General features: G+C 65.3%; 21 protein-coding genes. 7 read left to right on the top strand and 14 right to left on the bottom strand.

Annotated features, from left to right (window positions below; translation table 11 throughout):
- The first annotated feature begins 118 nt into the window (after window positions 1-118).
- Window positions 119-1,732 (top strand): methyl-accepting chemotaxis protein, encoded by a 1,614-nt coding sequence (locus J8I26_RS08880; protein WP_209606221.1) that lies wholly within the window; start codon window positions 119-121, stop codon window positions 1,730-1,732.
- Window positions 1,733-1,778: 46 nt separating this feature from the next.
- Here the strand turns inward: J8I26_RS08880 and J8I26_RS08875 are convergent, their stop codons facing one another.
- Window positions 1,779-2,795: a LacI family DNA-binding transcriptional regulator gene (locus J8I26_RS08875; protein ID WP_209606219.1), complete on the bottom strand. Its 1,017-nt coding sequence runs from the start codon at window positions 2,793-2,795 to the stop codon at window positions 1,779-1,781.
- Window positions 2,796-2,823: 28 nt separating this feature from the next.
- On the bottom strand, window positions 2,824-3,141 hold the full coding sequence (locus J8I26_RS08870) for a hypothetical protein (RefSeq protein WP_209606217.1): 318 nt from the start codon (window positions 3,139-3,141) through the stop codon (window positions 2,824-2,826).
- Between J8I26_RS08870 and ugpC the strand changes: the two genes are divergently transcribed.
- From ugpC to J8I26_RS08845, 5 genes are all read left to right on the top strand, one after another.
- Window positions 3,131-4,297 (top strand): sn-glycerol-3-phosphate ABC transporter ATP-binding protein UgpC, encoded by a 1,167-nt coding sequence (gene ugpC / locus J8I26_RS08865; RefSeq protein WP_209606450.1) that lies wholly within the window; start codon window positions 3,131-3,133, stop codon window positions 4,295-4,297. The two genes, J8I26_RS08870 and ugpC, sit on opposite strands and share 11 nt — an antisense overlap.
- 70 nt (window positions 4,298-4,367) lie before the next feature.
- Window positions 4,368-6,335 carry a beta-galactosidase gene (locus J8I26_RS08860; RefSeq protein ID WP_209606215.1) on the top strand — a complete coding sequence of 656 codons (1,968 nt, stop codon included), beginning with the start codon at window positions 4,368-4,370 and terminating at the stop codon, window positions 6,333-6,335.
- Window positions 6,336-6,453: 118 nt separating this feature from the next.
- A complete protein-coding gene (locus J8I26_RS08855) occupies window positions 6,454-7,704 on the top strand; it encodes an extracellular solute-binding protein (protein WP_209606213.1) in 1,251 nt (416 codons plus the stop codon).
- A gap of 112 nt (window positions 7,705-7,816) precedes the next feature.
- Complete coding sequence (locus tag J8I26_RS08850) at window positions 7,817-8,743, top strand: sugar ABC transporter permease (RefSeq protein WP_209606211.1); 927 nt, start codon at window positions 7,817-7,819, stop codon at window positions 8,741-8,743.
- 9 nt (window positions 8,744-8,752) lie between these two features.
- Window positions 8,753-9,604: a carbohydrate ABC transporter permease gene (locus J8I26_RS08845; RefSeq protein WP_209606209.1), complete on the top strand. Its 852-nt coding sequence runs from the start codon at window positions 8,753-8,755 to the stop codon at window positions 9,602-9,604.
- 73 nt (window positions 9,605-9,677) lie between these two features.
- Here J8I26_RS08845 and J8I26_RS08840 read toward each other — a convergent pair whose 3' ends face one another.
- From J8I26_RS08840 to J8I26_RS08830, 3 genes are all read right to left on the bottom strand, one after another.
- Complete coding sequence (locus J8I26_RS08840; RefSeq protein ID WP_209606207.1) at window positions 9,678-10,121, bottom strand: hypothetical protein; 444 nt, start codon at window positions 10,119-10,121, stop codon at window positions 9,678-9,680.
- A 126-nt stretch (window positions 10,122-10,247) separates the two neighbouring features.
- Window positions 10,248-10,394, bottom strand: coding sequence for a hypothetical protein (locus tag J8I26_RS08835; protein WP_209606205.1), 147 nt, complete (start codon window positions 10,392-10,394; stop codon window positions 10,248-10,250).
- A gap of 150 nt (window positions 10,395-10,544) precedes the next feature.
- The gene (locus J8I26_RS08830) at window positions 10,545-11,483 is read right to left on the bottom strand and encodes a cupin-like domain-containing protein (RefSeq protein WP_209606203.1); all 939 of its coding nucleotides are present in this window, start codon (window positions 11,481-11,483) and stop codon (window positions 10,545-10,547) included.
- 160 nt (window positions 11,484-11,643) lie between these two features.
- Between J8I26_RS08830 and J8I26_RS08825 the strand changes: the two genes are divergently transcribed.
- Entirely contained in the window at window positions 11,644-12,552 is a 909-nt protein-coding gene (locus J8I26_RS08825) for a TauD/TfdA family dioxygenase (protein WP_209606201.1), read from the top strand.
- Between the two features lie 30 nt (window positions 12,553-12,582).
- Here J8I26_RS08825 and J8I26_RS08820 read toward each other — a convergent pair whose 3' ends face one another.
- The 9 genes from J8I26_RS08820 to J8I26_RS08780 form a co-directional block, all read right to left on the bottom strand.
- Window positions 12,583-14,184, bottom strand: a complete 1,602-nt coding sequence (locus tag J8I26_RS08820; protein ID WP_209606199.1) for a methyl-accepting chemotaxis protein — start codon at window positions 14,182-14,184, stop codon at window positions 12,583-12,585.
- 196 nt (window positions 14,185-14,380) lie between these two features.
- Window positions 14,381-15,304 (bottom strand): EamA family transporter, encoded by a 924-nt coding sequence (locus J8I26_RS08815; protein ID WP_209606198.1) that lies wholly within the window; start codon window positions 15,302-15,304, stop codon window positions 14,381-14,383.
- A gap of 99 nt (window positions 15,305-15,403) precedes the next feature.
- Window positions 15,404-16,891 carry a M81 family metallopeptidase gene (locus J8I26_RS08810; RefSeq protein WP_209606196.1) on the bottom strand — a complete coding sequence of 496 codons (1,488 nt, stop codon included), beginning with the start codon at window positions 16,889-16,891 and terminating at the stop codon, window positions 15,404-15,406.
- 9 nt (window positions 16,892-16,900) lie between these two features.
- Window positions 16,901-18,160 carry a Zn-dependent hydrolase gene (locus tag J8I26_RS08805; RefSeq protein WP_209606194.1) on the bottom strand — a complete coding sequence of 420 codons (1,260 nt, stop codon included), beginning with the start codon at window positions 18,158-18,160 and terminating at the stop codon, window positions 16,901-16,903.
- Window positions 18,161-18,185: 25 nt separating this feature from the next.
- Complete coding sequence (locus tag J8I26_RS08800) at window positions 18,186-18,890, bottom strand: ABC transporter ATP-binding protein (RefSeq protein WP_209606192.1); 705 nt, start codon at window positions 18,888-18,890, stop codon at window positions 18,186-18,188.
- Window positions 18,887-19,654: an ABC transporter ATP-binding protein gene (locus tag J8I26_RS08795; RefSeq protein ID WP_209606189.1), complete on the bottom strand. Its 768-nt coding sequence runs from the start codon at window positions 19,652-19,654 to the stop codon at window positions 18,887-18,889. The genes J8I26_RS08800 and J8I26_RS08795 overlap by 4 nt, the downstream gene beginning before the upstream one ends.
- On the bottom strand, window positions 19,651-20,655 hold the full coding sequence (locus J8I26_RS08790) for a branched-chain amino acid ABC transporter permease (RefSeq protein WP_209606187.1): 1,005 nt from the start codon (window positions 20,653-20,655) through the stop codon (window positions 19,651-19,653). The genes J8I26_RS08795 and J8I26_RS08790 overlap by 4 nt, the downstream gene beginning before the upstream one ends.
- A 16-nt stretch (window positions 20,656-20,671) precedes the next feature.
- Complete coding sequence (locus tag J8I26_RS08785; RefSeq protein ID WP_209606185.1) at window positions 20,672-21,538, bottom strand: branched-chain amino acid ABC transporter permease; 867 nt, start codon at window positions 21,536-21,538, stop codon at window positions 20,672-20,674.
- Between the two features lie 198 nt (window positions 21,539-21,736).
- Window positions 21,737-22,930 carry an ABC transporter substrate-binding protein gene (locus J8I26_RS08780; protein WP_209606183.1) on the bottom strand — a complete coding sequence of 398 codons (1,194 nt, stop codon included), beginning with the start codon at window positions 22,928-22,930 and terminating at the stop codon, window positions 21,737-21,739.
- Between the last annotated feature and the right edge of the window lie 317 nt (window positions 22,931-23,247).

The raw sequence follows: 23,247 nt of genomic DNA, 5'->3' as shown, positions 1-23,247 counted from the left end.
AACGTCCCCAACAATAAAACCTGGCCTCGCCTTCGGTCGGTCTTCCGGCAAGATCCGACAACATTTTCCGGCTCCACCGCCACGGCGCCGGACATTCCTGTGCAAGGGGGGAAATACGATGGGCAAGCTAAAAGTGGTGACCAGGCTGGCGTGCGGGTTCGGCCTGATCCTGGTGTTCTTGTTATGCATTTCGATGCTGGGCCTGTACGGCATGTCCAGGATGAACGGCGCCCTGCAAGACATCACCAACGTCAACAATGTGGAAACCAAACTGGCGGCGTCGCTGCGCAACGCGCTCAGCTCGCGCGCCATCATCATCCGCAACATCGCCTTGCTGGACGATCCCGAGGCCATGCGCGCCGAGGCCGAGAATTTGGCCAAGCAGGAGAAGACCTACGCCGACGCCTACGCCGCGCTGCAGAAAGTGTTCGCCGGCGAGCCGTCCACCACCGATCGCGAGCGGCAGCTGATGGAGCAGATCAAGCTCGACGAGAACGCCACCGTGCCGTTGATGGCCAAGGCGTTGCAGCTGGGCCGCGACAACCAGAGCGCCGAGGCGGTCAAGGTGCTGATCACCGAGGTGCGTCCGAAGCAGGCGGCCTGGATCAAGAGCCTGACCGACCTGGCCGAATTTGAAGAGCAGCAGAACGAGCAGGCCGCGACCGCCGCCCAGGAAACCTACACGGGCTTGCGCGCCTTCACCCTCGCCGTGGCGCTGGCCGCCGTGGTGATCGGCGTCGCGGGCGCCACGCTGATCGCCCGCAGCATCCTCAAGCAGCTCGGCGCCGAGCCCGGCGAAGCCCAAGCGGTGGCGCGCGACATCGCCAATGGCGACCTCACCGCGGTGGTACGACTGCGCAACGGCGACGGCTCCAGCCTGATGGCCTCGATCGAGCAGATGCGCTTCCAGTTGAACGTCATCGCGCACGGCATCAAGTCGGCCGCCGAGACGATTTCCGTGGCCAGCGGCGAGATCGCGCAGGGCAATTACTCGCTCTCGCAACGCACCGAGGAGCAGGCCGCCTCGCTGGAAGAAACCGCCGCCAGCATGGAGGAGCTGACCAGCGCCGTGCGCCAGAACACCGAGCACGCCAGCGAAGCGCGCCGCCTGTCGGCCGGCGCTTCCGAAATCGCCGCCTCCGGCAGCGAAGCCTTCGGCCGTGTGGTGGCCACCATGGATCGCATCACGGCCAGCTCCAACAAAATGTCGGACATCATCGGCGTGATCGAGGGCATCGCCTTCCAGACCAACATCCTCGCGCTCAACGCCGCGGTGGAGGCCGCGCGGGCCGGCGAACAGGGGCGAGGCTTTGCGGTGGTGGCCAGCGAAGTGCGTTCGCTGGCGCAACGCAGCGCGGTCGCCTCCAAGGAGATCAAGGAACTGATCGGCGAGTCGGTCAGCCATGTCGGCGCCGGCGCGCAATTGGTGGCTACCACCGGTGAGCAGATGGCCAACATCGTGTCTTCGGTGGAGCGCTTCAGCGAGATCATGAGCGACATCGCCGCCGCATCGACGGAGCAGTCCAACGGCATCGAGCAGATCAACACCGCGATTGTGCAGATGGATCAGGTTACGCAGCAGAATGCCGCGCTGGTGGAAGAGGCCAGCGCCGCCGCGCAGTCGCTTGCGCAACAGGCCGGCGGCTTGCTCAACGTGGTGTCGGTGTTCAAGATCCGCAGCGACAGGAGCCTGGGCAACAGCATGGGCGGGCCGCTGCCGGCGATTTCCTGAACATCGTCGCCTCGCATTATCCCGGGTGAGCCGGTCGCGGCGCGGCTTACGCGCTGCGCACCGCCGCAGTCGAAGCGCGCTCCACCAGTTGCGGCGTGGCGGTCACGCGCATCGTGGGCGACGGGCTGCTACGGTTGATCAGCGACAGCAGCAGCTCGATGGCCATCTCGGCTGCGCCGGCAGTCGGCACCGCCACCGTGGTCAAGGCCGGTCGCGAAACGCGCGCCCACTGGATGTCGGTGATGCCGATGACCGAAATGTCGTGCGGCACGTTCAAGCCCATGTCGGCGATGGCGTTCATCGCGCCCAGGGCCGGCAGGTCGTTGCTGGCGAAGATGGCGGTCAGCTGCGGGAAGGCGGCCAGCAGCTCGCGGGTAGCCTGATAACCCGCCTCGACCGTATCGGCGATGAAGCGCGTGCGGTTCTGCGGATGCCTGATGCCAGCCTCGGCGCAGGCGTCGATATAGCCGCGATAGCGCTCGGCATGGATGCCGCCTTTCTTGCTGCCGACCAGCGCGCCGATGTGTCGGTGTCCCAGCGCCAGCAGGTGGCGTCCGGCGACGGCGCCGGCCTGGTGGAAGTCCACTGCGATGCAGGGTAGCTCGGGCGGCGCATCCGGTTTCTCCCACATGCACAGCACCACCGGCGCGCCGCGCTGCTCGGTCTTCTTGAGCTCATCGATGGAGAGATTGGCGTTCATGATCAGCACGCCGTCGGACAGCGTGCCGGCGATCTGGTCGAGATAGGCGCGCCCGGTCTCGGGATCGTCGTTGGTGTTGCACACGATCAGGAAGCGGCCATGCGCGCGCGCAGCGCGTTCGGCGGCCAGCGCGAATTCGGGATAGAAGGGGTTGGCGATGCTCGACACCATCAACGCCAGCGTCGGCGCGCGACCTTCGGCCAGTGCGCGCGCGGTCAGGTGCGGGCGGTATCCGAGTTCCTCGACGGCCGCCAGCACGCGTTGCCGGGTCTGCTCGCCGACCTTGCCGCGCTGGCGCAGCACGTTGGAGACGGTGGCGGAGGTGACGCCGGCCAGGCGGGCGACTTCGGATAGGGTAGTCATGGGGGCAGAAGTATGAAGGCCCTCGCATTCAATCCTCTATCGCCGGGCTTGTCAACGCGATGCCGGCGCTGTAAAGACTATTGCATCCCCAAAACAAGATGCGTATGATCGGACGCCACAACAAGCCGAAACCGGCCTCACAATCAGAACAACGATGTGGAGACAAAGCATCATTGCAGTCCGGAAACACCCTGCCGTCTTTTTTTTTGGGCGGTTTAATTAAGCGCTTAACCTTTTTGCTTTCTTGATGCGCCTTTGCCTGTCCGCTCGACAGCGAACGGACGGTGGCGGCCCCCGGCCGCGTGCGGTGTGATTCATTCTTTTGGGAATAGATGATGGCCAGCATTAGCTTGCGTGCAGCACAAAAATCCTACGGCGACGCTGCGCCGGTGATCCGCGATGTGAACCTGTCCATCGGCGAACATGAATTCTGCGTTTTCCTCGGCCCCTCGGGCTGCGGCAAGTCCACGTTGCTGCGCGTGATCGCCGGCCTGGAGGACCTGAGCGCGGGTGACCTGCTGATCGGCGACAAGCGCATGAATGACGTGCCCTCGGCGCAGCGTTCGGTGGCGATGGTGTTCCAGAGCTATGCCTTGTTCCCGCACATGACGGTGTTTGAAAACATGAGCTTCGGCCTGACGCTGGCCAAGCTGCCCAAGGCCGAGATCGAACAAAAGGTGAGGGAGGCGGCGCGCGCGCTGCAGCTGGAAGATCTGCTGCAGCGCAAGCCCAAGGAACTCTCCGGCGGCCAGCGCCAGCGCGTGGCGATCGGCCGCGCCATCGTGCGCCGGCCCGGCGTGTTCCTGTTCGACGAGCCGCTGTCCAACCTGGACGCCACGCTGCGCAGCCAGACCCGCATCGAGATCGCACGCCTGCATCGCCAGTTCGAGCAGGCCAGCGTGGTCTACGTCACCCACGACCAGGTCGAGGCGATGACGCTGGCCGACCGCATCGTGTTGCTGCATGCGGGCGCGGACACCGCGCGCTTCGGCAGCGTGGCCCAGGTCGGCACGCCCATGGAGCTCTACCATCAGCCGCGCAATCGCTTCGTGGCCGGCTTCATCGGCTCGCCGCGTATGAACTTCATCGCGGCCCAGGTCGCTTCCGTGGAAGAGGCGCGCATCACCGTGCGCCTGCCGGCCACGGGCGAGACCTTGCAGGTGGCCGCCGTCGGCGCCGGCATCCAGCCGGGCCAGGAGCTGACGCTGGGCGTGCGGCCGGAACACATGGACCTGGCCGACACCGGCTCACCGGGCATTACCCGCGAGGTGGTGCTGGTGGAGCGCCTGGGCGAACAGACCTATGTGCACCTGGATCAGCCGGGCGGCCTGCCGCTGGTGGCCAAGGCGCCGGGCAACGCCCAGGTCGGACGCGGCGACCGGCTGCGCTTCGGCATCGCGCCCGACAACGCCTACCTGTTCGACGGCGACGGCATCACGCTGGCGCGTCCGCAGGGCCACAACGCCTGCACCGGCCACGTCCCGCACGCCGCCGCTGCATAAATATCCGAGCGCCATCGCGCGCGCACGAACGCAAGCACTGCAACCAACGCAACCCGAAGGAGAGGCATCAATGTCGATACGATTGGGGGTCTGCTACTACCCCGAACACTGGCCGCAAAGCATGTGGGAGAGCGACGCCCGCCGCATGAAGGAGCTGGGCATCAAGCAGGTGCGCATCGGTGAATTCGCCTGGAGCCGCATCGAGCCCTCGCCGGGCGAACTGCGCTGGGACTGGCTCGATCACGCCATCGAAGTGCTGGCTGCAGAAGGACTGGAAGTGGTGATGTGCACGCCGACGGCGACGCCGCCGAAGTGGCTGGTGGATCGTCATGAGGACGTGCTGGCGGTGGATGCCAACGGCCGCCGCCGCGCCTTCGGCTCGCGCCGTCATTACGATTTTTCCTCCGACTCCTACTTCGAGCAATCGCAGCGCATCGTGCGCCTGCTGGGCGAGCGCTACGGCAAGCACCCCGCCGTCACCGCCTGGCAAACCGACAACGAATACGGCTGCCACCAGACCGTGGTCAGCTACTCGCCCTCGGCGCAGCGACGTTTTCGCAGTTGGCTGCGCGCGCGCTACGGCAGCATCGACGCGCTCAACAGCGCCTGGGGCACGGTGTTCTGGAGCATGGAATATCGCAGCTTCGACGAGATCGACGCGCCCATCGGCACCGTGACCGAGGCGCATCCCTCGCATCGCCTCGACTACCGCCGCTTCGCCTCGGACGAGGTGGTGCGCTACAACCGCATGCAGGTCGAGATCCTGCGCGCGCACGCGCCGGGCCGGGTGATGGTGCACAACTTCATGCAGATGTTCCTGGAGTTCGATCACTACCCGGTGGCCGCCGATCTGGACGTGGCCAGCTGGGACAGCTACCCGCTGGGCGCGCTGGAAGAGATGTGGTTCCCGCCGGAAGAAAAGGCATGCTGGCTGCGCACCGGCCATCCGGATTTCGCCTCGTTCAACCACGACCTCTATCGCGGCATGTCGGCGCAACCGTTCTGGGTGATGGAGCAGCAACCGGGTCCGGTCAACTGGGCGCACTGGAATCCGCACCCGCTCCCGGGCATGGTGCGCCTGTGGAGCTGGGAGGCCTTCGCTCACGGCGCCGGCTGCGTCTCCTATTTCCGCTGGCGCCAGGTGCCGTTCGGGCAGGAGCAGATGCACGCCGGCCTGAACCGTCCCGACAACCGTCTTGACGTAGGCGGCGAGGAAGCCGCCCGCGTGGCGCGCGAGATCGAGGAGGTCGAGCAGGCCGCCGGCGCGCTGGCGCAACCGCGCGGCAAGGTCGCGCTGCTGTTCGACTATCAGGCGAAATGGCTGTTCGAGATCCATCACCAGGGCGCCGATTTCCAGTACGCGCGCTTCGCCTTCGACTATTACTCGGCGCTGCGCTCGCTCGGGCTGGACGTCGACATCGTCCCGACCAGCGCGCCGCTGGATGGGTATGCCATGATCGTGGTGCCGCCGCTGCCGGTGGTGCCGGACGATCTGGCGCAGCGCCTGCAACAGAGCGGTGCGCAGGTGCTGTTCGGGCCGCGCACCGGTTCCAAGACGGTGTCGCTGCAGATTCCGCAGGAGCTGCCGCCGGGCCCGCTGCAATCGGTGCTACCGATCCGCGTGTGGCGCGTCGACTCGATGCGTCCCAACGTGACCGAGCCGGTGCAGGCAGGCGCATTGTCGGGCCAAGCCATGCACTGGCGCGATCTGGTCGAGTTCGACGGCGCCGATGTAGAGACGGTGGCCAAATTCGGCGACGGCCATCCCGCCATCCTCCGGCATCAGCGCATGCATTACCTGGCGGCGATCTTCGACGCCGGCCTGACGGCGGGCTACTTCGAGCAGGTCGCCCGCGCCGCCGGCCTGGCGCCGCAACGCCTGCCCGAGGGATTGCGCCTGCAGCAGCGCGGCCCACTGACGTTCGCGTTCAACTACAGCGAGGCCACGCTAACGCTGCCGGGTGCCGCCGACTTCATCGTCGGCGCCGCGGCGCTGCCGCCGCAAGGCGTGGCGATCTACCGCAGCACGCAGCAATAAGAAAACACACACTCTGGAAGAGCGCCCGGCGCCACGCAAGCGGCACCGAGGCCAAGCAGGCGCCAAGACCTGCGCATACGCTGAACGACATCGTGTAGAAAATTATTCGGAGACATCAATGAGCAAAATCATACGCATGGGCCTGCTGGCCGGCCTGTTGGCGACCGCCGCCGCGACCTCCACCGCGCCGGCCGCAGCCGGTACGCTGGCGGTGAACATCGCCTACAAGGGCGCGGTCCAGCGCACTGTCTGGCAGTCCACCCTGGACGAATTCAAGAAGGCCAATCCCGACGTCGACATCAAGGTCGCCTTCGTGGAAGAAGAGGCCTACAAGGTGCAGCTGCCCGGCTGGCTGTCGACCCAGGCGCCGGACATCATCAACTGGCACAACGGCGAGCGCATGGCCTTCTACGCCAGCCGCGGCCTGCTGGAAGACGTGAGCGAAGACTGGAAGAAGAACAACTGGGACGCCACCTACGCCTCCACCAAGGAAGCCTCGTCCTACCTGGGCAAGCAGTACGCCTTGCCGACCGTGTATTACTCGTGGGGCATGTTCTACCGCAAGGACATCTTCAAGAGCGCCGGCATCGCCGCCGAGCCCAAGACCTGGGATGAATTCCTGGACGCCTGCAAGAAGCTCAAGGCCGCCGGCATCGCGCCGCTGGCCGTGGGCGGGCGCGACGCCTGGACCCTGGCCGGCTGGTTCGACTACCTTGACCTGCGCCTGAACGGCAACGCCTTCCACCAGCAGTTGATGGCCGGCGAGATCGCCTACACCGACGCCCGCGTGAAGAAGGTCTACACCGCCTGGAAGACCCTGATCGACAACAAGTACTTCATCGACAACGCACTCTCCTATGACCTCGACGGCGCGCAGCCCTTCCTGTTCCAGGGCAAGGCGGCGATGATGCTGATGGGCACCTTCATCGCCAAGGGCTTCCCGGCCAAGATGGCGGCCAACATGGGCTACTTCCAGTTCCCCATCATCGACGCCAATGTGCCGACCGCCGAAGAGGGACCGACCGAGTCCATCCATATCCCCAGCAAGGCCCGCAACAAGGCTGACGCGCGCCGCTTCCTGGCTTTCGTCGGCACCCCGGCCATCAGCGCCAAGCTGGCCGACGGCCTGGGATCGCTGCCGGCCAACAGCAAGTCGCCCGAGCCGACCGAACCGATCTCGCGCATCGGCTTCCAGATCCTCTCCAACGCCAAGGGCGGCATCGCCCAGTTCTACGATCGCGACATGACCAAGGAAATGGCCGATGAAGGCATGAAGGGCATGCAAAAGTTCGTCAGCGATCCGAGCAAGCTCGATGACGTGCTCAAGGAGCTGGAGCAAAGCCGCCAGCGGATCTACAAGAAGTCCTGACCCCTGGCTTGTGACTTCTTGTCACTGAGTCAGGCCGCGGCGGGCAAGGCGAGTTCGCCTCCGCCGCGGCTCCGTCTTCATGCAGCAACACGCAACACGGGAGTGCATCGATATGCTGGTACAGACGCCCGCCATTCATTCTGAACGCGCCGCCGAGCCGAGCGCGCCGGCCGCCGCGCCGCCGCGCCGCGCAGCCGCGCGCCGCAACCGGGCCGCGCTGTGGTTCCTGGCGCCGGCCTGCGTGATGACGCTGGTCTACGTGCTCTATCCGATCGCGTACACCATCTACCTCAGCTTCTTCAACTGGGACGGCATGACCGCGCCCCGGTTCATCGGCCTGGGCAACTACATCGAGCTGCTGCACGCGCCGACCTTCTATACCGCCCTCAAGAACAACCTCGCCTGGCTGCTGATGTTCCTGCTGGCCCCGCCCATGGGCCTGGCCATCGCGCTCTACCTGAACCAGAAGGTGCGCGGCATGCGCGTGGTCAAGGCGCTGTTCTTCGCGCCTTTCGTGCTCTCCGGGGTGGTGGTCGGCCTCATCTTCAGCTGGTTCTACGATCCCAGCTTCGGCCTGCTCTCGCTGCTGCTGGGGCAGGGCATCCCGGTGCTGGGTGACGCCCGCTACGCCACCTTCGGCATCATCTTCGCCGCGCTGTGGCCGCAGACCGCCTACTGCATGATCCTCTACCTCACCGGCCTGACCGCCATCAACAACGACCAGGTCGAGGCCGCGCGCATGGAAGGCGCCAAGGGCTGGAGCATGCTGCGCTACGTGATCCTGCCGCAGCTGCGGCCGACCACCTTCATGGCCTTCGTGGTCAGCATCATCGGTGCGCTGCGCAGCTTCGACCTGATCTCGGTGATGAGCAGCGGCGGCCCCTACGAGAGTTCGACCGTGTTGGCCTATTACGCCTACGACCAGGCCATCAAGTATTACCGGCAAGGCTACTCGGCGGCGATCGCGGTGACGCTGTTCGCCATCATGCTGGTCTATATCGTCTACCAACTGCGCCGCATGCTGCGTACCGAAAGCTAGGAGAGCACCATGTTTCCCATGCCGATAGAAAAGTGGAAGCCGCTCAATCGCCTGTTCTACCAGCTGACCCTGCCGCTGGCGCTGCTGGTGTGGCTGCTGCCGATGCTGACCGCGCTGGTCACCTCGGTGCGCTCCAACGACGAGCTGATGGCGGGCAATTACTGGGGCTGGCCGCAGGACTTCGCGATGCTGGAGAATTACCGCGAAGCGTTGACCGCCTCACCGATGCTGCACTACTTCTGGAACAGCTGCCTCATCACCATCCCCTCGGTGATCGGCGCCATCGCGCTGGCGGCCATGGCCGGCTTCGCGCTGTCGACCTACAAGTTCCGCGGCAACACGCTGCTGTTCGCCACCTTCGTGGCCTGCAACTTCGTGCCGCAGCAGATCCTGATGATCCCGGTGCGCGACCTTTCGCTGTCGCTGGGCCTGTTCAACACCATCACCGGGATGATGCTGTTCCACATCGCCATGCAGACCGGATTTTGCACGCTGTTCCTGCGCAACTTCATCAAGCAGCTGCCCTTTGAGATGATCGAGGCCGCGCGCATCGAGGGCGCCGGCGAATGGACCGTGTTCTACCGCATCGTGCTGCCGCTGATCCGCCCCGCGCTGGCGGCGCTGGCGGTACTGGTGTTCACCTTCGTGTGGAATGACTACTTCTGGGCCCTGTGCCTGACCCAGGGCGATGACGTCGCCCCCATCACCGTCGGCGTAGCCGCATTGCGCGGCCAATGGACCACCGCCTGGAACCTGGTCTCGGCCGGCTCCATTCTGGCGGCCCTGCCGTCGGTGCTGCTGTTCTTCGTGATGCAGAAGCAGTTCGTGGCCGGCCTGACGTTCGGGGCCAGCAAGGGATAGAGGGGAGAGGGCGTTGTCCGGGACGTCCGCGATCAGTCGAACGCGGATATGCCCGGCAACTGCAGCGGCAGGCTTACCGCCTGGGGCTGTTGCGCAGCTTGTTGATGGCCACGGCGGCGTCGAACAAACTGCCTTTGCTGACCCAGCGCGTGTGCGCCGTCCGGTACTCGCCTTCAAGCGCCGGCGCAATGCCGTATTGCGCTTCCAGCTGCTGCAGGAACTTGTGGAACGCCCTCAGGCCCTTGCTTTCCAGGCTCTGGATGAAATCATTGGCCACGCCGGCATCCAGCGCGCCCTTTCCGCCTTCGACGTAGACGCCGGTCAGCGGGTATCCGGTGTAATGCACCAGCGCGTAGTCCAGCGCTTCATGCGGTGTGGCGAATCCATCCATGGGGCCGATCATGTCCTTGCCGTTGACGCTAAGCGTCAGCGCGAAATGGCCGCCCTTGCGCGCCTCGACTTGTACTTCAATGTGAGCCCTGTCTGCATACAGACTCACGCTCAGAACCTTGCTCATCGCTTTTTCTGCCGGTTGTATTGGGTAGCGAGAGCATACCACCGCTACCTTGCCCGTCACCGGGGTGCGACAGCCGACCGCGGGCGGCGTCGCAAAATCAATGTTTCCGGCGCAAGGCGCGCACGCTCAATCGGCAGCGTTGAAGCACGCGCTGAAAAACTCCTTCAGCTCTTCGCGCTGCATGAACTCTTGTTGTTCCTTGAACGGGAAGGGCTCACCTGAGAAATCCTCGCTGCCGGTGGCGTTGTACAGGTGGCCTTTGCGCGTGTACATCACGCTTGAAGCTGGCTGCTGATCGTATTCGAACGCGCCCGTGAGCGGTGTCCGTCTTTCGTTGAGTCACTCCACCCATCATCGCCAGCGCATTGCGCGGCCATTGATGGGTGTGTGGGCGCATGCTGCGCGGGTTTCATGGCAGCGCCCTTACATGCCTTGCCCCGCCCCCAGGAGCAGCGGCGTCGCCCTCGCCCAGCGGTTGGCCGAGAGCGAGAAGCTCATCGACTTGACCTGGTGGTACCAGCCTGCCGGCAGGTACAGCAGCTCGCCGGCTTGCATGTCGCATACCGTGATCGCTGCGTGGCGCGCCAGCGGGAAGTTGTCGAAGTCCGGCTGCCCGGGATCGAAGGGCGAGCCGAACAGGATGGCGTTGGCTTCCCTGGGGTAGAGGAATTCGTCATGGTGCGGCGGCGCCAGCCAGATGCGCTTGCGGCCCCAGATCTGCGCGAAGATGTTGTCGTCGTAGTCGCAGTGCAGCGGCGTGACGGTGCCGGCGGGGCCGATCCAGAAGCGCGGCGGGCCCATCTTGTCGAACCAGGTCGGCCAGTGGCACAGGGCATTGAGTTCGCGCAGCTCAAGGTTGCCGAGGTAGGGCGGCAGGGCGCCGGCGTCGGCCGCCGCATTGGCCAGGTCGAGGTATTGCAGCAGCGACATGTCCTGCATCGCGCGGTCCGGGGCGAAGGCGGTGTTGATGTAGTCGCCGGTGCGCGCGCGCACCGCGAGTTGGCCGAAGTGCTCGCGCAGGGTAGGCAGCGTCAGCGACGACAGCGGCCACTTGCCGACCAGCCCGGTGATGACGAAGGGCAGGCCTTGCGCGGCGCGCGCGCGAAAGGCCGCAGCGCTGAGCTGGCCCAGGCGCGGCACCTCGGTGATCATGGGCAGCTTGCGGCTGGCCGTCTTGATGGCCTCGCGCATGTCGTTGATCGAGCCGACGCCGCGCACCTGCGCGTCCCTTTGTTCCTTGGCAAGTTTCCGGGCGGCGAGCTCGACGTCGGACAGGCCGCTCCAGGCGGGCCGGGGCGGCAGCGCGCGCGCTGCGTTGCGGGCGCCGCCGGCGGGTTTCTTGTCTGCGGTGGGTTTGGGCATGCGCGTATTTTATCGCCCCGGGTTGCAACGAAGAACGCATATGGATATGCGTTCTTGTTCGTTGTTCGCATGAGGCGGCGGGAGTGTAATGGATGTTTTTCGCTGGCTGGCCTGTACGCATGGGCTCAAGACAGCCATGCATGCACGCACAGGAGCAGATATGTCGGTAGAGACCCTGGAGACCACGCAACGCGCAGCTTCGGCACGGCAGGCGCGCCAGTCATTTGAAATTCGTCCGTTCGACGGCCCGCTGGGCGCCGAGGTCATCGGGCTCGACCTCGATCTGGCGGTTTCCGACGAAGCGCTGCGCAGCATCCGCGCGGCCTTCGTGCAGCACGGCGTGGTGGTGTTTCGCGACCAGCGCATCACACCCGAACAGCACATCGACTTCAGCCGCCGCTTCGGTCCGCTGCAGGTGCATGTGCTGAACCGCTTCCACCTGCAGGGCCATCCCGAGATCCTGATCGTGTCCAATGTGGTGGAAGACGGCAAGCCGATCGGCCTGGTCGACGCCGGCGCCGACTGGCATTCGGACCTGTCCTATATGCCTCGCCCCAGCCTGGGCGCGCTGCTGCATTCGCAGGAGCTGCCGGCCGAGCGCGGCGACACGCTCTACGCCAATACCGCCGACGCCTATGACACGCTGCCGGCCGAGGTGAAGCGGCTGCTGGAAGGCAAGCGCGCGGTGCACTCCTATGTCTACCGCTACGAGCGTTTGCGCAAGTTGTCGCCGTGGCGTCCGGAGCTGACGCAAAAGCAGATCGACGAGGTGCCGCCGGTGGAGCATCCGGTGATCACCACCCATCCGGAGAGCGGGCGCAAGATCCTGTTCGTCAGCGAAGGCTTTACCTCGCACATCGTCGGCATCCCCCGCGACGAGAGCGATGCGTTGCTGCGCGAGCTGCATGCCCACATCACCCGCCCCGCGAACGTCTACACCCACAAGTGGCAGCCGCACGATATGGTGTTCTGGGACAACCGCAGCACCCAGCACTACGCCGCCATCACCCCGCAGCACCTGCGCCGCACGCTCTACCGCACCACGGTGGAAGGCGACGTGCCGCGCTGATCTGCCGCGGGCAAAGCCGTCTGCGCGCCGTCAGCTGCCCTGCGTGGCCGCCAGCGTGGGCGCACCCGTCGCACCTGATGCAACCACCGCGCCGCCTTCCAGGCGGAACACGCTGACCGCCTGCGACAGCGCCGCCGCCTGATCCTGCATGGACTTGGCGGCGGCCGCCGCTTCCTCCACCAGCGCGGCGTTCTGCTGCGTGGCCTCATCGATGTGGGTGATGGCCAGGTTGACCTGTTCGATGCCGTCGCTCTGCTCGCTGCTGGCGGCGGTGATCTCGCGCACGATGTCGGTCACGCGCGCCACGCTGGTGACCACTTCATTCATGGTGTCGCCGGCCTTGGCCACCAGGCGGCTGCCATCGCCGACCTTTTCCACCGAATCGTCGATCAGCTGTTTGATCTCCTTGGCCGCTGCGGCCGAGCGCTGCGCCAGCGTGCGCACTTCCGAGGCCACCACCGCGAAGCCGCGGCCTTGCTCGCCGGCGCGGGCGGCTTCGACCGCCGCGTTCAGGGCCAGGATGTTGGTCTGGAAGGCGATGCCGTCGATCACGCCGATGATGTCGGCGATCTTTTGCGACGAGGCATGGATCGCGCCCATGGTCTGCACCACCTGGCCTACCACGTCGCCGCCCTGGATCGCAATCTCGGAGGCTGACGTCGCCAGCTGGTTGGCCTGACGCGCGTTGTCGGCGTTCTGCTTGACGGTCGAGGTCAGCTGCTCCATGGCCGAGGCGGTTTCTTCCAGCGAGCCTGCCTGTTGCTCGGTGCGGGCCGAGAGGTCGAGGTTGCCGCTGGCGATCTCGCGCGAGGCGTTGCTGATGGTGTCGGTGCCGCTGCGCACACGGCCCACGATGTCGAGCAGGTTGCCGTTCATGGTGCGCAGCGCCGCCAGCAGCTTGCCGGTTTCGTCGCGCGCATCGGTGGTGATGTGCGAGGTGAGGTCGCCCGCGGCCACGGTCTCGGCAATGGTCAGCGCCTGGTTCAGCGGGCGCGTGATGCTGCGCGTGAGCAGCCAGGCCAGCACGGCTCCCAGCGCCAGTTCGATCAGGCCCAGTGCGATCAGCATGCTGCGGCCGGAACGGTAATTGTTGTCGATGCTGGTGGCGGCGTCGTCGATGAATTTTTTCTGGAAGTCGGCATAGCGCAGTACGCCGTCAGCGTAGGCATCCATCATCTTCACCAGCGTGGTGTCGGTCATCTCGCGCGCCTGCGCGATGTCGCCGGCTTTCTTCATGTCGAAGATCTTTTGCCGGGTGTCGCGATAGACCGCGCGCAGCTTGCCGACTTCGTCGAACAGGCGCTTCTCTTCAGGATCGGCGATGGCGGCCTCGACGCGCTTTTGCAGCTGGTTGATCTTGCCCGACTCGGTGTCGATCTGCTTCTGGAAGTATTGCTGGAAGGCGTCGTCGTCGCTCTTCATCACGGCGAAGGTGCGCACCCCGTTTTCCTTGATGGTGGCATGCCACTGCACGGCGTCGCGCTCCTTCTTGAGCGCCACCTTTACCATGTCGTCGGTGGCGTCGCCGATGTCTTCCAGGCGCCACACCGCGATACCGACCATGATGGCCATCAGGCCCAGCAAGGAAACAAAACCGATGCCCAGGCGTACACCTATCTTGAGGTTCTTCATCTCCGTCTCCCTTTGTCGTGGCGCCGCTGCTTGTTTGTTGTTGATGTTGCGGCGGGCTGGTCGCGCGTATTGTCGTTATCGCGGCATTGATATAAACAATATCAATGTCGCCAGTCCAGCCTAACACAGCAAGTGCGCTTTGCGTTCCGGCAAACGGGCCGTAGGGCGATGGGTGTTGTATTGGCGTACGCCGACTTCAGCCCGGTTCGCTGCGCACCGGGATGCTGCGCGGCAACAGCACGCACAGCGCGGCGCAAAAGATCAGCGCGAAGCCGGCCAGGTCCGACAGGCCGGGGCGCTCGCCCAGCAGCAGCACGGCGCCGGTGACGCCCACCACCGGCACCAGCAGCGTGCCCAGCGTCGCCACGCCGACCGGCAGGTTGTTGATGATGTTGAACCACAGCATGTAACCCAGCGCCATGGCGAACACGATGTGATAGGCCACCGCCAGCAGCACCTCCACGTGCAGCGCGCTCCATTGCGGCCAGTGCGGCATGCCCTCGAAGCTCAGCAAGCCGGTCAGCGCCACCAGCGCCCCGGTCAGCAATTGCCAAGCAGCCACGGCCAGCGGCTCGGCGGCGATGCGCGCCCACTTGCTGTAGATGGTGCCGGCCGCCCATGACAGCGCCGCCGCCAGCGCCAGCAGGATGCCCGGCGGCAGGCCGCCCGCGGCCAGCGGGGCCAGCAGCACCGCCAGTCCGCAAGCGCCCAGCAACAAGCCCGCGGCGCGCATGCGATCAAGCCGCTCGCCCAGCGCGAAGCGCGCGAACAGGGTGGCCCACAGCGGCATGGAATAGGTGATGATGGCCACGCGCGAGGTGGCCGCGCCCAACTGGGCGAAGGTCAGCAGGATGTTGAAGGCGGCAATGTTGAGCACGCCGGCCACCGCCACATGCAAGCGGTCGCGGCCGGAGCGCACCTTCATGTTGCGCCCGCGCGCCAGGCCCAGCGCAAACACCGTCGCGGCCGCGGCGCTCAGGCCAATGCTGCGCAAGGCCCACGGCGAAAGCTGCGACAGCGCCGTCTTCACCGCCGGCCAGTTCAGGCCCCACACGATGCCCAGCAACAGCAGCAACAGCTTGGCCCGCCCTGCGTGGTGGGCTGAATGGTCGGCGCTCATGCGCGTGTCTCCGTTATTGTGGTTTTCGGATCGCCGCCGCCGTGCAGCGAGGGCGGCGATCCGCGCCGGAATGTCCGGCGTGTTACGTACAGCGCCTGCCTACCACGCCATGTCCGCATCCAGCGGGTAGACCGGGCGGCGCACCTTCTTGATCGGGAACAGCTTCAGGTTGGCGCTGGTCGGCCCGCCGCTGTCGGAGTCGCACTCCACCAGCCCGCGACTGATCGGCACGAACACCGGGCGGCAATACATGCGCGACTTCAGGATCAGGAAGGACTCCTTGGCCGGATCCAGGCCCAGGCTGGTGAATACGCCCAGGTCATAGGGTTCGACCCGCTCCTCGGTCACGACGATCTTCGCGCGGCCGGTGTCGAGCAGCACGCTGCGGCCCATGTGGATGGTCGAGCCGGTGTAGATCGGGCCGGTCACGGTGAACTTGCCGTCGGTGATCGCCGCGACGCGCCCGGTCAGCAGCGGCGGCACCTTGCTGATGCCCTGTTGCGTCAGTTGCACCTTGTTGCCCACCGCCAGCGTGACGGTGGCGCCCAGCCCCGCCTCCACCATGTGCGCCACCGCCTCCGGGTCGCTGATGGGGCCCACGGCGATGCCGTCCAGGCCCGCCTCCAGCGCCGACTCCAGCACATCCATGGTGTTGCAGGTGCCGCCCGACATCACATTGTCGCTGTGGTCCAGCAACAGCACCGGGCCGCTGCCGGCGCCCATGCTGCGCAGCTTGGCCTGGGCCAGCGATTCTTTGGTCGGCAGGCTGTCGTAGACGAAGTCGTCGCGCTCGGTCCAGATCTGGCGCGCGATCTTTTCGGCCACGGCGGCGGCCAGGATGTTGTCGTTCTCGGTCACCACCACCACCGACATGCCGGCGTCGCGGAAGTCCGAGAGCGGGAAGCCCGCCAGCACCGACACCGCCAGCACGCCATCCTGCTTCTCCGCCTCCTTGGCCGCTTCCACCGCGCGCTGCATGGCCGAGGCCGAGGTGTTGCTGGTCAGCGTGGCCGACAGCAGCGGCACCTGGCGCCAGGCCACCAGCGGCTTGGATTTCTGCGCCAGCAGGTCGACCAGCAGGCGGCCGGCATGTTCGCCGGTTTCATACATGTCGATGTGCGGATAGGTCTTGAAGCTGACGATGATGTCGGCGTTGTCCACCATCTTTTGCGTGACGTTGCCGTGCAGGTCCAGCGCCACCGTCATCGGCGTGTCGGGCGCGATCTTGCGGATACGCTCCAGCAGCGCGCCTTCGCCGTCGTCGGCGTTCTCGGCGACCATGGCGCCGTGCAGGTCGAGCATGATGGCGTCGCAACCCTGCTCGATGGCGCGCACGATGCCGTCGCACATCACGGTGTAGGCGTCGGCGGCTACCGCCGCGCTGGGGTTGGCCCAGGCCGCCAGCGGCGTGACGATCGCGGCGCCCATGCCTTCGGCGATGTCGAGGAAGGCGCCCATGGCGGTGCGCGCGCCTTTCTGGTCTTTGTATGCAGCCTCGTCCCATTGCGGGGCGAAGGCTTCAAGCGGAGTGGGAATCGGCGAGAAGGTATTGGTCTCGTGATTCATGCGGGCGATCACTATCTTCATTGCATTCCTTTATTCGTTCACAACACCGGCGCTCGCCAGCATGGCCTGCAGCAGCACGTTGCAGCCGGCTTCCAGGTGTTCCGGCTTGGCGTCTTCGATTTCATTGTGGGACACGCCGTCCTTGCACGGCACGAAGATCATGCCGGCCGGCGCCAGGCGCGCGGCGTAGATGGCGTCGTGGCCGGCGCCGGAGACCACGTCCATGGTCTTGTAGCCCAGCGCGCCGGCGGCGCCGCGCACGTTGTCCACGCAATCCGGATGGAAAGGGCAGGGCGGGAAGTAGGATACGCGCTCCAGCTCGATCGAGAGGCCGGTCTTGTGGCGCATCGCCTCCAGGTAAGCCAGCAGGTCCTCGTGCATGCGGTTGAGCGATTCGTCGCTGACGTTGCGCAGGTCGATCGAGAACTTCACCTGACCCGGAATCACGTTGCGGCTGTTGGGCATCACCTGAACCTGGCCCACCGTGCCGCGGCCGTAAGGCGGATAGCGATTGGCGATGGCCACCACCTCCTGCATGATGTAGGTGGACACCTGCAGCGCGTCCTTGCGGATTTCCATCGGCGTCGGCCCTGCGTGCGACTCGAAACCGGTCACCGTGCAGTCGTACCACGACAGGCCCAGCACCGCCGGCACCACGCCGATCACGGTGTCGGCATTCTCCAGCACCGGCCCCTGTTCGATGTGCGCTTCGTAGTAGGCGCCGATGGGATGGTCGCCGCATTTCTGTTCGCCGATGTAGCCGATGCGCGCCAGCTCGTCCTTCACCTTCTTGCCGTCGACATCGGTGGCGTTGTACGCGTGCTCCAGCGTGAAGGCGCCGCAGAACACGCCCGAACCCATCATCACCGGCACGAAGCGCGAGCCTTCTTCATTGGTCCAAACCGCCACCTCGATCGGCGCCTCGGTCTGGATGTTGTGCCGGTTCAGCGTGCGGATCACCTCGATGCCGGACAGCACGCCGTAGTTGCCGTCGAACTTGCCGCCGGTCGGTTGGGTATCGATGTGCGAGCCGGTCATCACCGGCGGCAGCTCGTTGTTGCGTCCGGGCCGGCGCATGAAGATGTTGCCGATCTGGTCGACCACCACGTTCATGCCTTCGGCCCTGGCCCAGGAAGTGACCAGGTCGCGGCCCTGCTTGTCGAGGTCGGTCAGCGCCAGGCGGCATACGCCGCCCTTGGCGGTGCCGCCGATCTTGCCCAGCTCCATCAGCGAATTCCACAGGCGCTCGCCGTCGATGCGCAAGGCGGCTGCTTTGGTGTTCATGTCCATTGTTGTTCCTTCCATTCGGGTTCTGTCATGCGGCCAGGTTCACGCCCAGGTAGCGGTCCTTGACACCATCGTCGGCCAGGAATTCGGCATTGCTGCCGCTGTAGACGATGCGTCCCTGCTCCACGATGTAGTGGCGGTCGGCCAGTTGGGTGCACACTTCCAGGTTCTGTTCCACCAGGATGATGGACATCCCGGTGGCCTTGATCAGCTTGATCTGCGCCACGATCTCGTCGACGATCACCGGAGCCAGGCCTTCCACCGGTTCGTCCAGCATCATCACGCGCGGATGCGTCATCAGCGCGCGCGCAATCGCCAGCATCTGCTGCTCGCCGCCGGAGAGCTGGCCGCCGCCGTTCTTGCGGCGCTCCTTGAGGCGCGGAAAAATCTTGTACACATCTTCCAGGCCCCAAGCGGACTCCTTGCGGGCGGCCATGTTGAGGTTCTCCTCGACGGTGAGCAGCTTGAAGATGCCGCGATGCTCGGGCACCAGGCACACGCCGCGCGCGGCGATCTTGTGCGGCGGCAGGCCGCTGACCTGCTGGCCCTCGAACAGCACGCGCCCCTGCGCCGGCGGCACCACGCCGACGATGCTCTTCAACGTGGTGGTCTTGCCGGCGCCGTTGCGGCCCAGCAGCGTCACCACTTCGCCGGTATCCACCTGCAGCGACACGCCCTGCAGGATGTGGCTCTTGCCATAGTAGCCGTGAACGTCTTCCACTTGCAGGATCATGCTCGGCCTCCGGTAATCATGCTGCCGAGATAGGCGCGGCGCACGCGTTCGTCATTGCGAATCTCGTCGGGTTTGCCTTGCGCCAGGATCTGGCCCAGCTGCATGACGGTGATGCGGTCGGAGATGTCCATCACGATGTCCATGTTGTGCTCGATCAGCACGACGGTGTAGTCCTCGCGCAGGCTGTGGATCAGGCGCTTCATGTCGGCGATGTCGTCGATGCCCATGCCCGAGGTCGGCTCGTCGAGGAAGATCACCTTGGGCTGGCCGGCCATCGCCATGCCTACCTCCAGCCGACGCTGCTGGCCGTGTGAGAGTTCCGACGAGGGCCGCAAGGCCACGTTGTGCAGCGACAGCCGGGCGATCAGCTCATCGGCCAGCTCGCAGGCGGTGTGCATCTGTTCGGCGCGCCGCCACGGGTTCAACGCCGCCAGCGGTTCGCGGCCCTGCGCGGCCAGGCGCAGGTTCTCTCGCACCGACAGGTTGGGGAACAGGCTGGTCACCTGGAACGAGCGCGCCAGGCCTTTCTGCACGCGCTTGTAACCGGGCAGGTGGGCCACTTCCTCGCCCTCGACCCGGATGCTGCCCTCGGTGATTGGCACGGTGCCGGTCAGCGTGTGGAACAGCGTGGTCTTGCCGGCGCCGTTGGGGCCGATCACCGAATGCACGGTGCCGGGCAGGATGTCCAGCGTGATGCTGTTGACGGCGGTGAACTTGCCGTAGCGCTTGGTCACGTTCACCGCCTGCAGGATGGGCGCGCTCATGAATGCTTCTCCTTGGCGTTGATCTTGGGGGCCTCATCGGAGGCTTGCGCTTTGGCCGGACGCAGCAGCGTCATCAGTTTGACCGCCAGGCCGAACAGGCCCTTCTGCATGTATAGGCTCACCGCGATCAGCAGGAAGCCCAGCAGCATCAGCCAGCGCGGCCAAAGCGTCGACAGCCAGTTGCCGGCCAGCACGTAGAACGATGCGCCCAGCACTGAGGCGAACAGGTTGCCGGTGCCGCCGATGACGGTCATGATCAGGATCGACTCGCTGGTGTGATACTCGATGTTGGACAGCGGCGCCACGCCGGTCATCATCGCGTGCAGGCCGCCGGCAAGACCGGTGACCGCGCCCGAGATCACGAAGGCGGCGAGTTTGAGCAGGCGGATGTCATAGCCCAGCGCCGAGGCGCGCGCCTCGTTGTCGCGCACCGCCAGCAGGGTGCGGCCCAGCACTGAATCCACCACCCGCTGCAGCAGCCAGAACACCAGCACGAACAGGATCGCCACCACCGTGTAGTACTGCCAGGAGGACGTGGTCGGCAGCAGCGTCGCGCCGAACACCGACAGCGGCGGGCGCGGGATGTCCAGCAGGCCGTTGTCGCCGCCGGTGACGTCCTTCAGGGTGTAGGCCAGGAAGTAGAACATCTGGGCAAAGGCCAGCGTCAGCATCACGAAGTAGGTGCCGCGCTGGCGGATCGAGAACCAGCCCACCAGCAGCGCCGCCACCGCGCCGCCGGCGGCGGCCAGGACCAGCGTGGGCAACAGCGGCAGCTTCAGCTGCAGCAGCACCACGCCGGCGGTATAGCTGCCCACGCCGAAGAAGATGCCCTGGCCGAACGACATCAGTCCGGTGTAACCCAGCAGCAGGTTGCAGCCCAGCGCGGCCAGCGCGAACACCAGCACCTCGGTGGCCAGCGTGCCGGAGCCCACGCACAGCGGCAACAGCAGCGCGACCGCGGCGGCCAGCAGGGTATAGCGGAAATGCGCGATATGTTTCATGTGTCTGTTCCTTCCTTCACGCCGCGCCGGGTCGGCCCAGGAGGCCGTTGGGGCGCAGCAGCATGACTGCGGCCATGGCGACGTAGATCATCAGGTGCGCGCCCTCGGACCACACCGTGCTCATCACGCTTTGCACGATGCCCACCAGGATGCCGCCGATCAGCGCGCCCCAGAAGCTGCCCAGGCCGCCCACCACCACCACCACGAAGGCGATGCCCAGCGCTTCCACGCCCATGAACGGATCGGCGCCGCGGATCGGCGCGGCCAGCGCGCCGGCCAGGCCGGCGGTGGCTGCGCCCAGCGCGAACACCAGGCTGAAGATGCGGTTGATGTTCAGGCCCAGCAACGACACCATCTCGGTGGATTCGCTGCCGGCGCGCACGATCGAGCCCAGGCGCGTGCCTTCCAGCACCCACCACAGGATCACCGCCATCACCGCAGTCAGGCCGATCACGAACAGCCGGTACTTGGGATAGACGAAGCCGCCGGCCATCACCACGCCCTGCAGCAGATCGGGTGGCGAGACGTTGTTGCCCAGCGGGCCCCAGGCGGAGATCACCGCCTCCTGCAGCACCAGCGCCAGGCCGACGGTGAAGAGAATATGAAAGTGGTGCGGCAGCGCATACACATGGCGCAGCACGAAGCGCTCCACCACCCAGGCGAACAGGCCGACGATCACCGGCGCCACCAGCAGCGACCACCAGAAGCTGATGCCCATGTCGACGATCTGGAAGCACAGGTAGGCGCCCAGCAGGAAGAAGGCGCCGTGTGAGAAATTGACGAAGCGCAGCAGCCCGAACACGATGGACAGGCCCACCGCCAGCAGGAAGTAGAGCATGCCGATGCCGACGCCGTTGGCGATCTGCAGCAGATAGATATTCATGAGACCTCGATACGGAAGTGCTTGGGTTTGCAGAGGAAGAGGCGGCTACGTCGTCCTCCGCCGTTGCTTCCGCCACTTGCCCGTCGTTCCCGCGCAGGCGGGAACCCAGTGGCGTTCAACGTTCGTTGTGGCTCGACAGCCGTTCAACGACGCTGGGTCCCTGCTTTCGCAGGGACGACGGAAGTGGCTACCGCTTGCTTACAGTTTGCACATGGTCTTGTCCAACGGCAGGAACGACTTGCCCGACGACACGATGTCCGCATAGTCGTTCTTGTTGGCCATCTTCGACTTTGCCTTGCCCTTGAGCAGGTAATAGTTCTTGATGACCTGGTGGTCGCCCTTGCGGATTTCCTCGGTGCCGGTCAGGCCTTCGTATTTCATGCCTTCCATGGTCGCAATGACGGCCTTGGGATCGGTGCTGTTGGCCTTGATGATGGCGTCCAGCATGATCTTGGTGCAGATGTAGGAGCCGGCCAGGCTGTAGTTGGGATCGATCTTCAGCGTGTCGTTGACCAGCTTGACGAACTCCTTGTTGAACGGCGAGTCGATCGCGTGCCAGTATTGCGCGCCGAAGTAGACGCCGTCGCAGATATCCGCGCCCAGCGTTTCGAACTGTTCCAGGCCCGAGGCCCAGGCCATCAGGATCGTACAGTTGTTCTTCATGCCGAAGCTGACCGCCTGGCGCAGCGTGTCCGACGACTGCGAACCGAAGTTCAGCAGCAGCAGCACGTCCGGCTTGGCCGCCATGGCGTTGGTCAGGTAGCCGGAGAATTCCTTCTCGGTCAGCGAGTGATAGCTGTTGCCGACGTGTTCGACGCCCTTTTCCTTGAAGATGTTCTTGGCGGCGCTCAACAGGCCTTCGCCGAACACGTACTGCGGGGTGATGGTGTACCAGCGCTTGGCGTTGGGCATCTTTTCCAGCAGCGGGCGCACGGTCTGCTCGATGGCGCCGAAGGTCGGCACCGACCAGCGGAAGGTGGCGCGGTTGCAGTCGCTGCCGGTGATTTCATCGGCGCCGGCGGTGGTGATGAAGATGCTGCCGGCCTTGTCGGCTTCCTTGCCCATGGCCAGCGCTTCGCCGGAGAGGATGCCGCCGGCGAAGAAGCGCGTGCCCTTCTCGATGGTCTCCTGCATCTTGCGCACGGCGGTGGCCGGTTTGCCTTCGGTGTCCAGGGTCACGTAGCTGGTGTTCTTGCCCAGCACCTTGCCGTATTTTTGCAGCACCAGCTTCATGCCCATGTCGGCGAACTTGCCGTTGGCGGCGAAGGGGCCCGACATCGGCACCGGACAGCCGAAGGAGATTGCGTCGGCTTGCGCGAACACATCGTTGAAAGTTAGCGCGCCCGGCGCGGCAAGTGCGGACAGCTTCAGAAAATCGCGACGACTGATCATATTCACATCTCCCTCAGGATTAAAAACGACAGGTGACATCTACGAAAACTTCAACGGTGTTCAACGCAAATTCCATGCCCAAGGCATCGACGATGCGATGCGGGCGAACGGAATATTCAAGCGCGTGGACGAGCGCAACCCTCCGTCGGGAAGACACGGATAAGCCGGGGAAAACACGAACGCGCCGCGTTCCGTTCAGACGGAAAACGACGTGATTGCCGCTGGAGAGCGATGCCGGTCGGCGTATAAAGCCGCCGCATGTCGCCGGGCATGATGCGAACGATCATGTGGGCTCCTCCTGGCCACTGGGTATGACT

It is taken from the genome of Herbaspirillum sp. LeCh32-8, from assembly GCF_017814915.1.
GTDB lineage: Bacteria > Pseudomonadota > Gammaproteobacteria > Burkholderiales > Burkholderiaceae_D > Herbaspirillum.
Note: the sequence above shows the minus strand (reverse complement) of the source record. Positions and strands in the feature narration are given on the sequence as shown.

What these genes read in the sequence shown, in the direction of transcription:
- J8I26_RS08880 (WP_209606221.1), top strand. Translation starts at nt 119, where the DNA reads ATGGGCAAGCTAAAAGTGGTGACCAGGCTGGCGTGCGGGTTCGGCCTG.
- J8I26_RS08875 (WP_209606219.1), bottom strand. Translation starts at nt 2,795, where the DNA reads ATGACTACCCTATCCGAAGTCGCCCGCCTGGCCGGCGTCACCTCCGCC.
- ugpC (WP_209606450.1), top strand. Translation starts at nt 3,131, where the DNA reads ATGGCCAGCATTAGCTTGCGTGCAGCACAAAAATCCTACGGCGACGCT.
- J8I26_RS08870 (WP_209606217.1), bottom strand. Translation starts at nt 3,141, where the DNA reads ATGCTGGCCATCATCTATTCCCAAAAGAATGAATCACACCGCACGCGG.
- J8I26_RS08860 (WP_209606215.1), top strand. Translation starts at nt 4,368, where the DNA reads ATGTCGATACGATTGGGGGTCTGCTACTACCCCGAACACTGGCCGCAA.
- J8I26_RS08855 (WP_209606213.1), top strand. Translation starts at nt 6,454, where the DNA reads ATGAGCAAAATCATACGCATGGGCCTGCTGGCCGGCCTGTTGGCGACC.
- J8I26_RS08850 (WP_209606211.1), top strand. Translation starts at nt 7,817, where the DNA reads ATGCTGGTACAGACGCCCGCCATTCATTCTGAACGCGCCGCCGAGCCG.
- J8I26_RS08845 (WP_209606209.1), top strand. Translation starts at nt 8,753, where the DNA reads ATGTTTCCCATGCCGATAGAAAAGTGGAAGCCGCTCAATCGCCTGTTC.
- J8I26_RS08840 (WP_209606207.1), bottom strand. Translation starts at nt 10,121, where the DNA reads ATGAGCAAGGTTCTGAGCGTGAGTCTGTATGCAGACAGGGCTCACATT.
- J8I26_RS08835 (WP_209606205.1), bottom strand. Translation starts at nt 10,394, where the DNA reads ATGTACACGCGCAAAGGCCACCTGTACAACGCCACCGGCAGCGAGGAT.
- J8I26_RS08830 (WP_209606203.1), bottom strand. Translation starts at nt 11,483, where the DNA reads ATGCCCAAACCCACCGCAGACAAGAAACCCGCCGGCGGCGCCCGCAAC.
- J8I26_RS08825 (WP_209606201.1), top strand. Translation starts at nt 11,644, where the DNA reads ATGTCGGTAGAGACCCTGGAGACCACGCAACGCGCAGCTTCGGCACGG.
- J8I26_RS08820 (WP_209606199.1), bottom strand. Translation starts at nt 14,184, where the DNA reads ATGAAGAACCTCAAGATAGGTGTACGCCTGGGCATCGGTTTTGTTTCC.
- J8I26_RS08815 (WP_209606198.1), bottom strand. Translation starts at nt 15,304, where the DNA reads ATGAGCGCCGACCATTCAGCCCACCACGCAGGGCGGGCCAAGCTGTTG.
- J8I26_RS08810 (WP_209606196.1), bottom strand. Translation starts at nt 16,891, where the DNA reads ATGAAGATAGTGATCGCCCGCATGAATCACGAGACCAATACCTTCTCG.
- J8I26_RS08805 (WP_209606194.1), bottom strand. Translation starts at nt 18,160, where the DNA reads ATGGACATGAACACCAAAGCAGCCGCCTTGCGCATCGACGGCGAGCGC.
- J8I26_RS08800 (WP_209606192.1), bottom strand. Translation starts at nt 18,890, where the DNA reads ATGATCCTGCAAGTGGAAGACGTTCACGGCTACTATGGCAAGAGCCAC.
- J8I26_RS08795 (WP_209606189.1), bottom strand. Translation starts at nt 19,654, where the DNA reads ATGAGCGCGCCCATCCTGCAGGCGGTGAACGTGACCAAGCGCTACGGC.
- J8I26_RS08790 (WP_209606187.1), bottom strand. Translation starts at nt 20,655, where the DNA reads ATGAAACATATCGCGCATTTCCGCTATACCCTGCTGGCCGCCGCGGTC.
- J8I26_RS08785 (WP_209606185.1), bottom strand. Translation starts at nt 21,538, where the DNA reads ATGAATATCTATCTGCTGCAGATCGCCAACGGCGTCGGCATCGGCATG.
- J8I26_RS08780 (WP_209606183.1), bottom strand. Translation starts at nt 22,930, where the DNA reads ATGATCAGTCGTCGCGATTTTCTGAAGCTGTCCGCACTTGCCGCGCCG.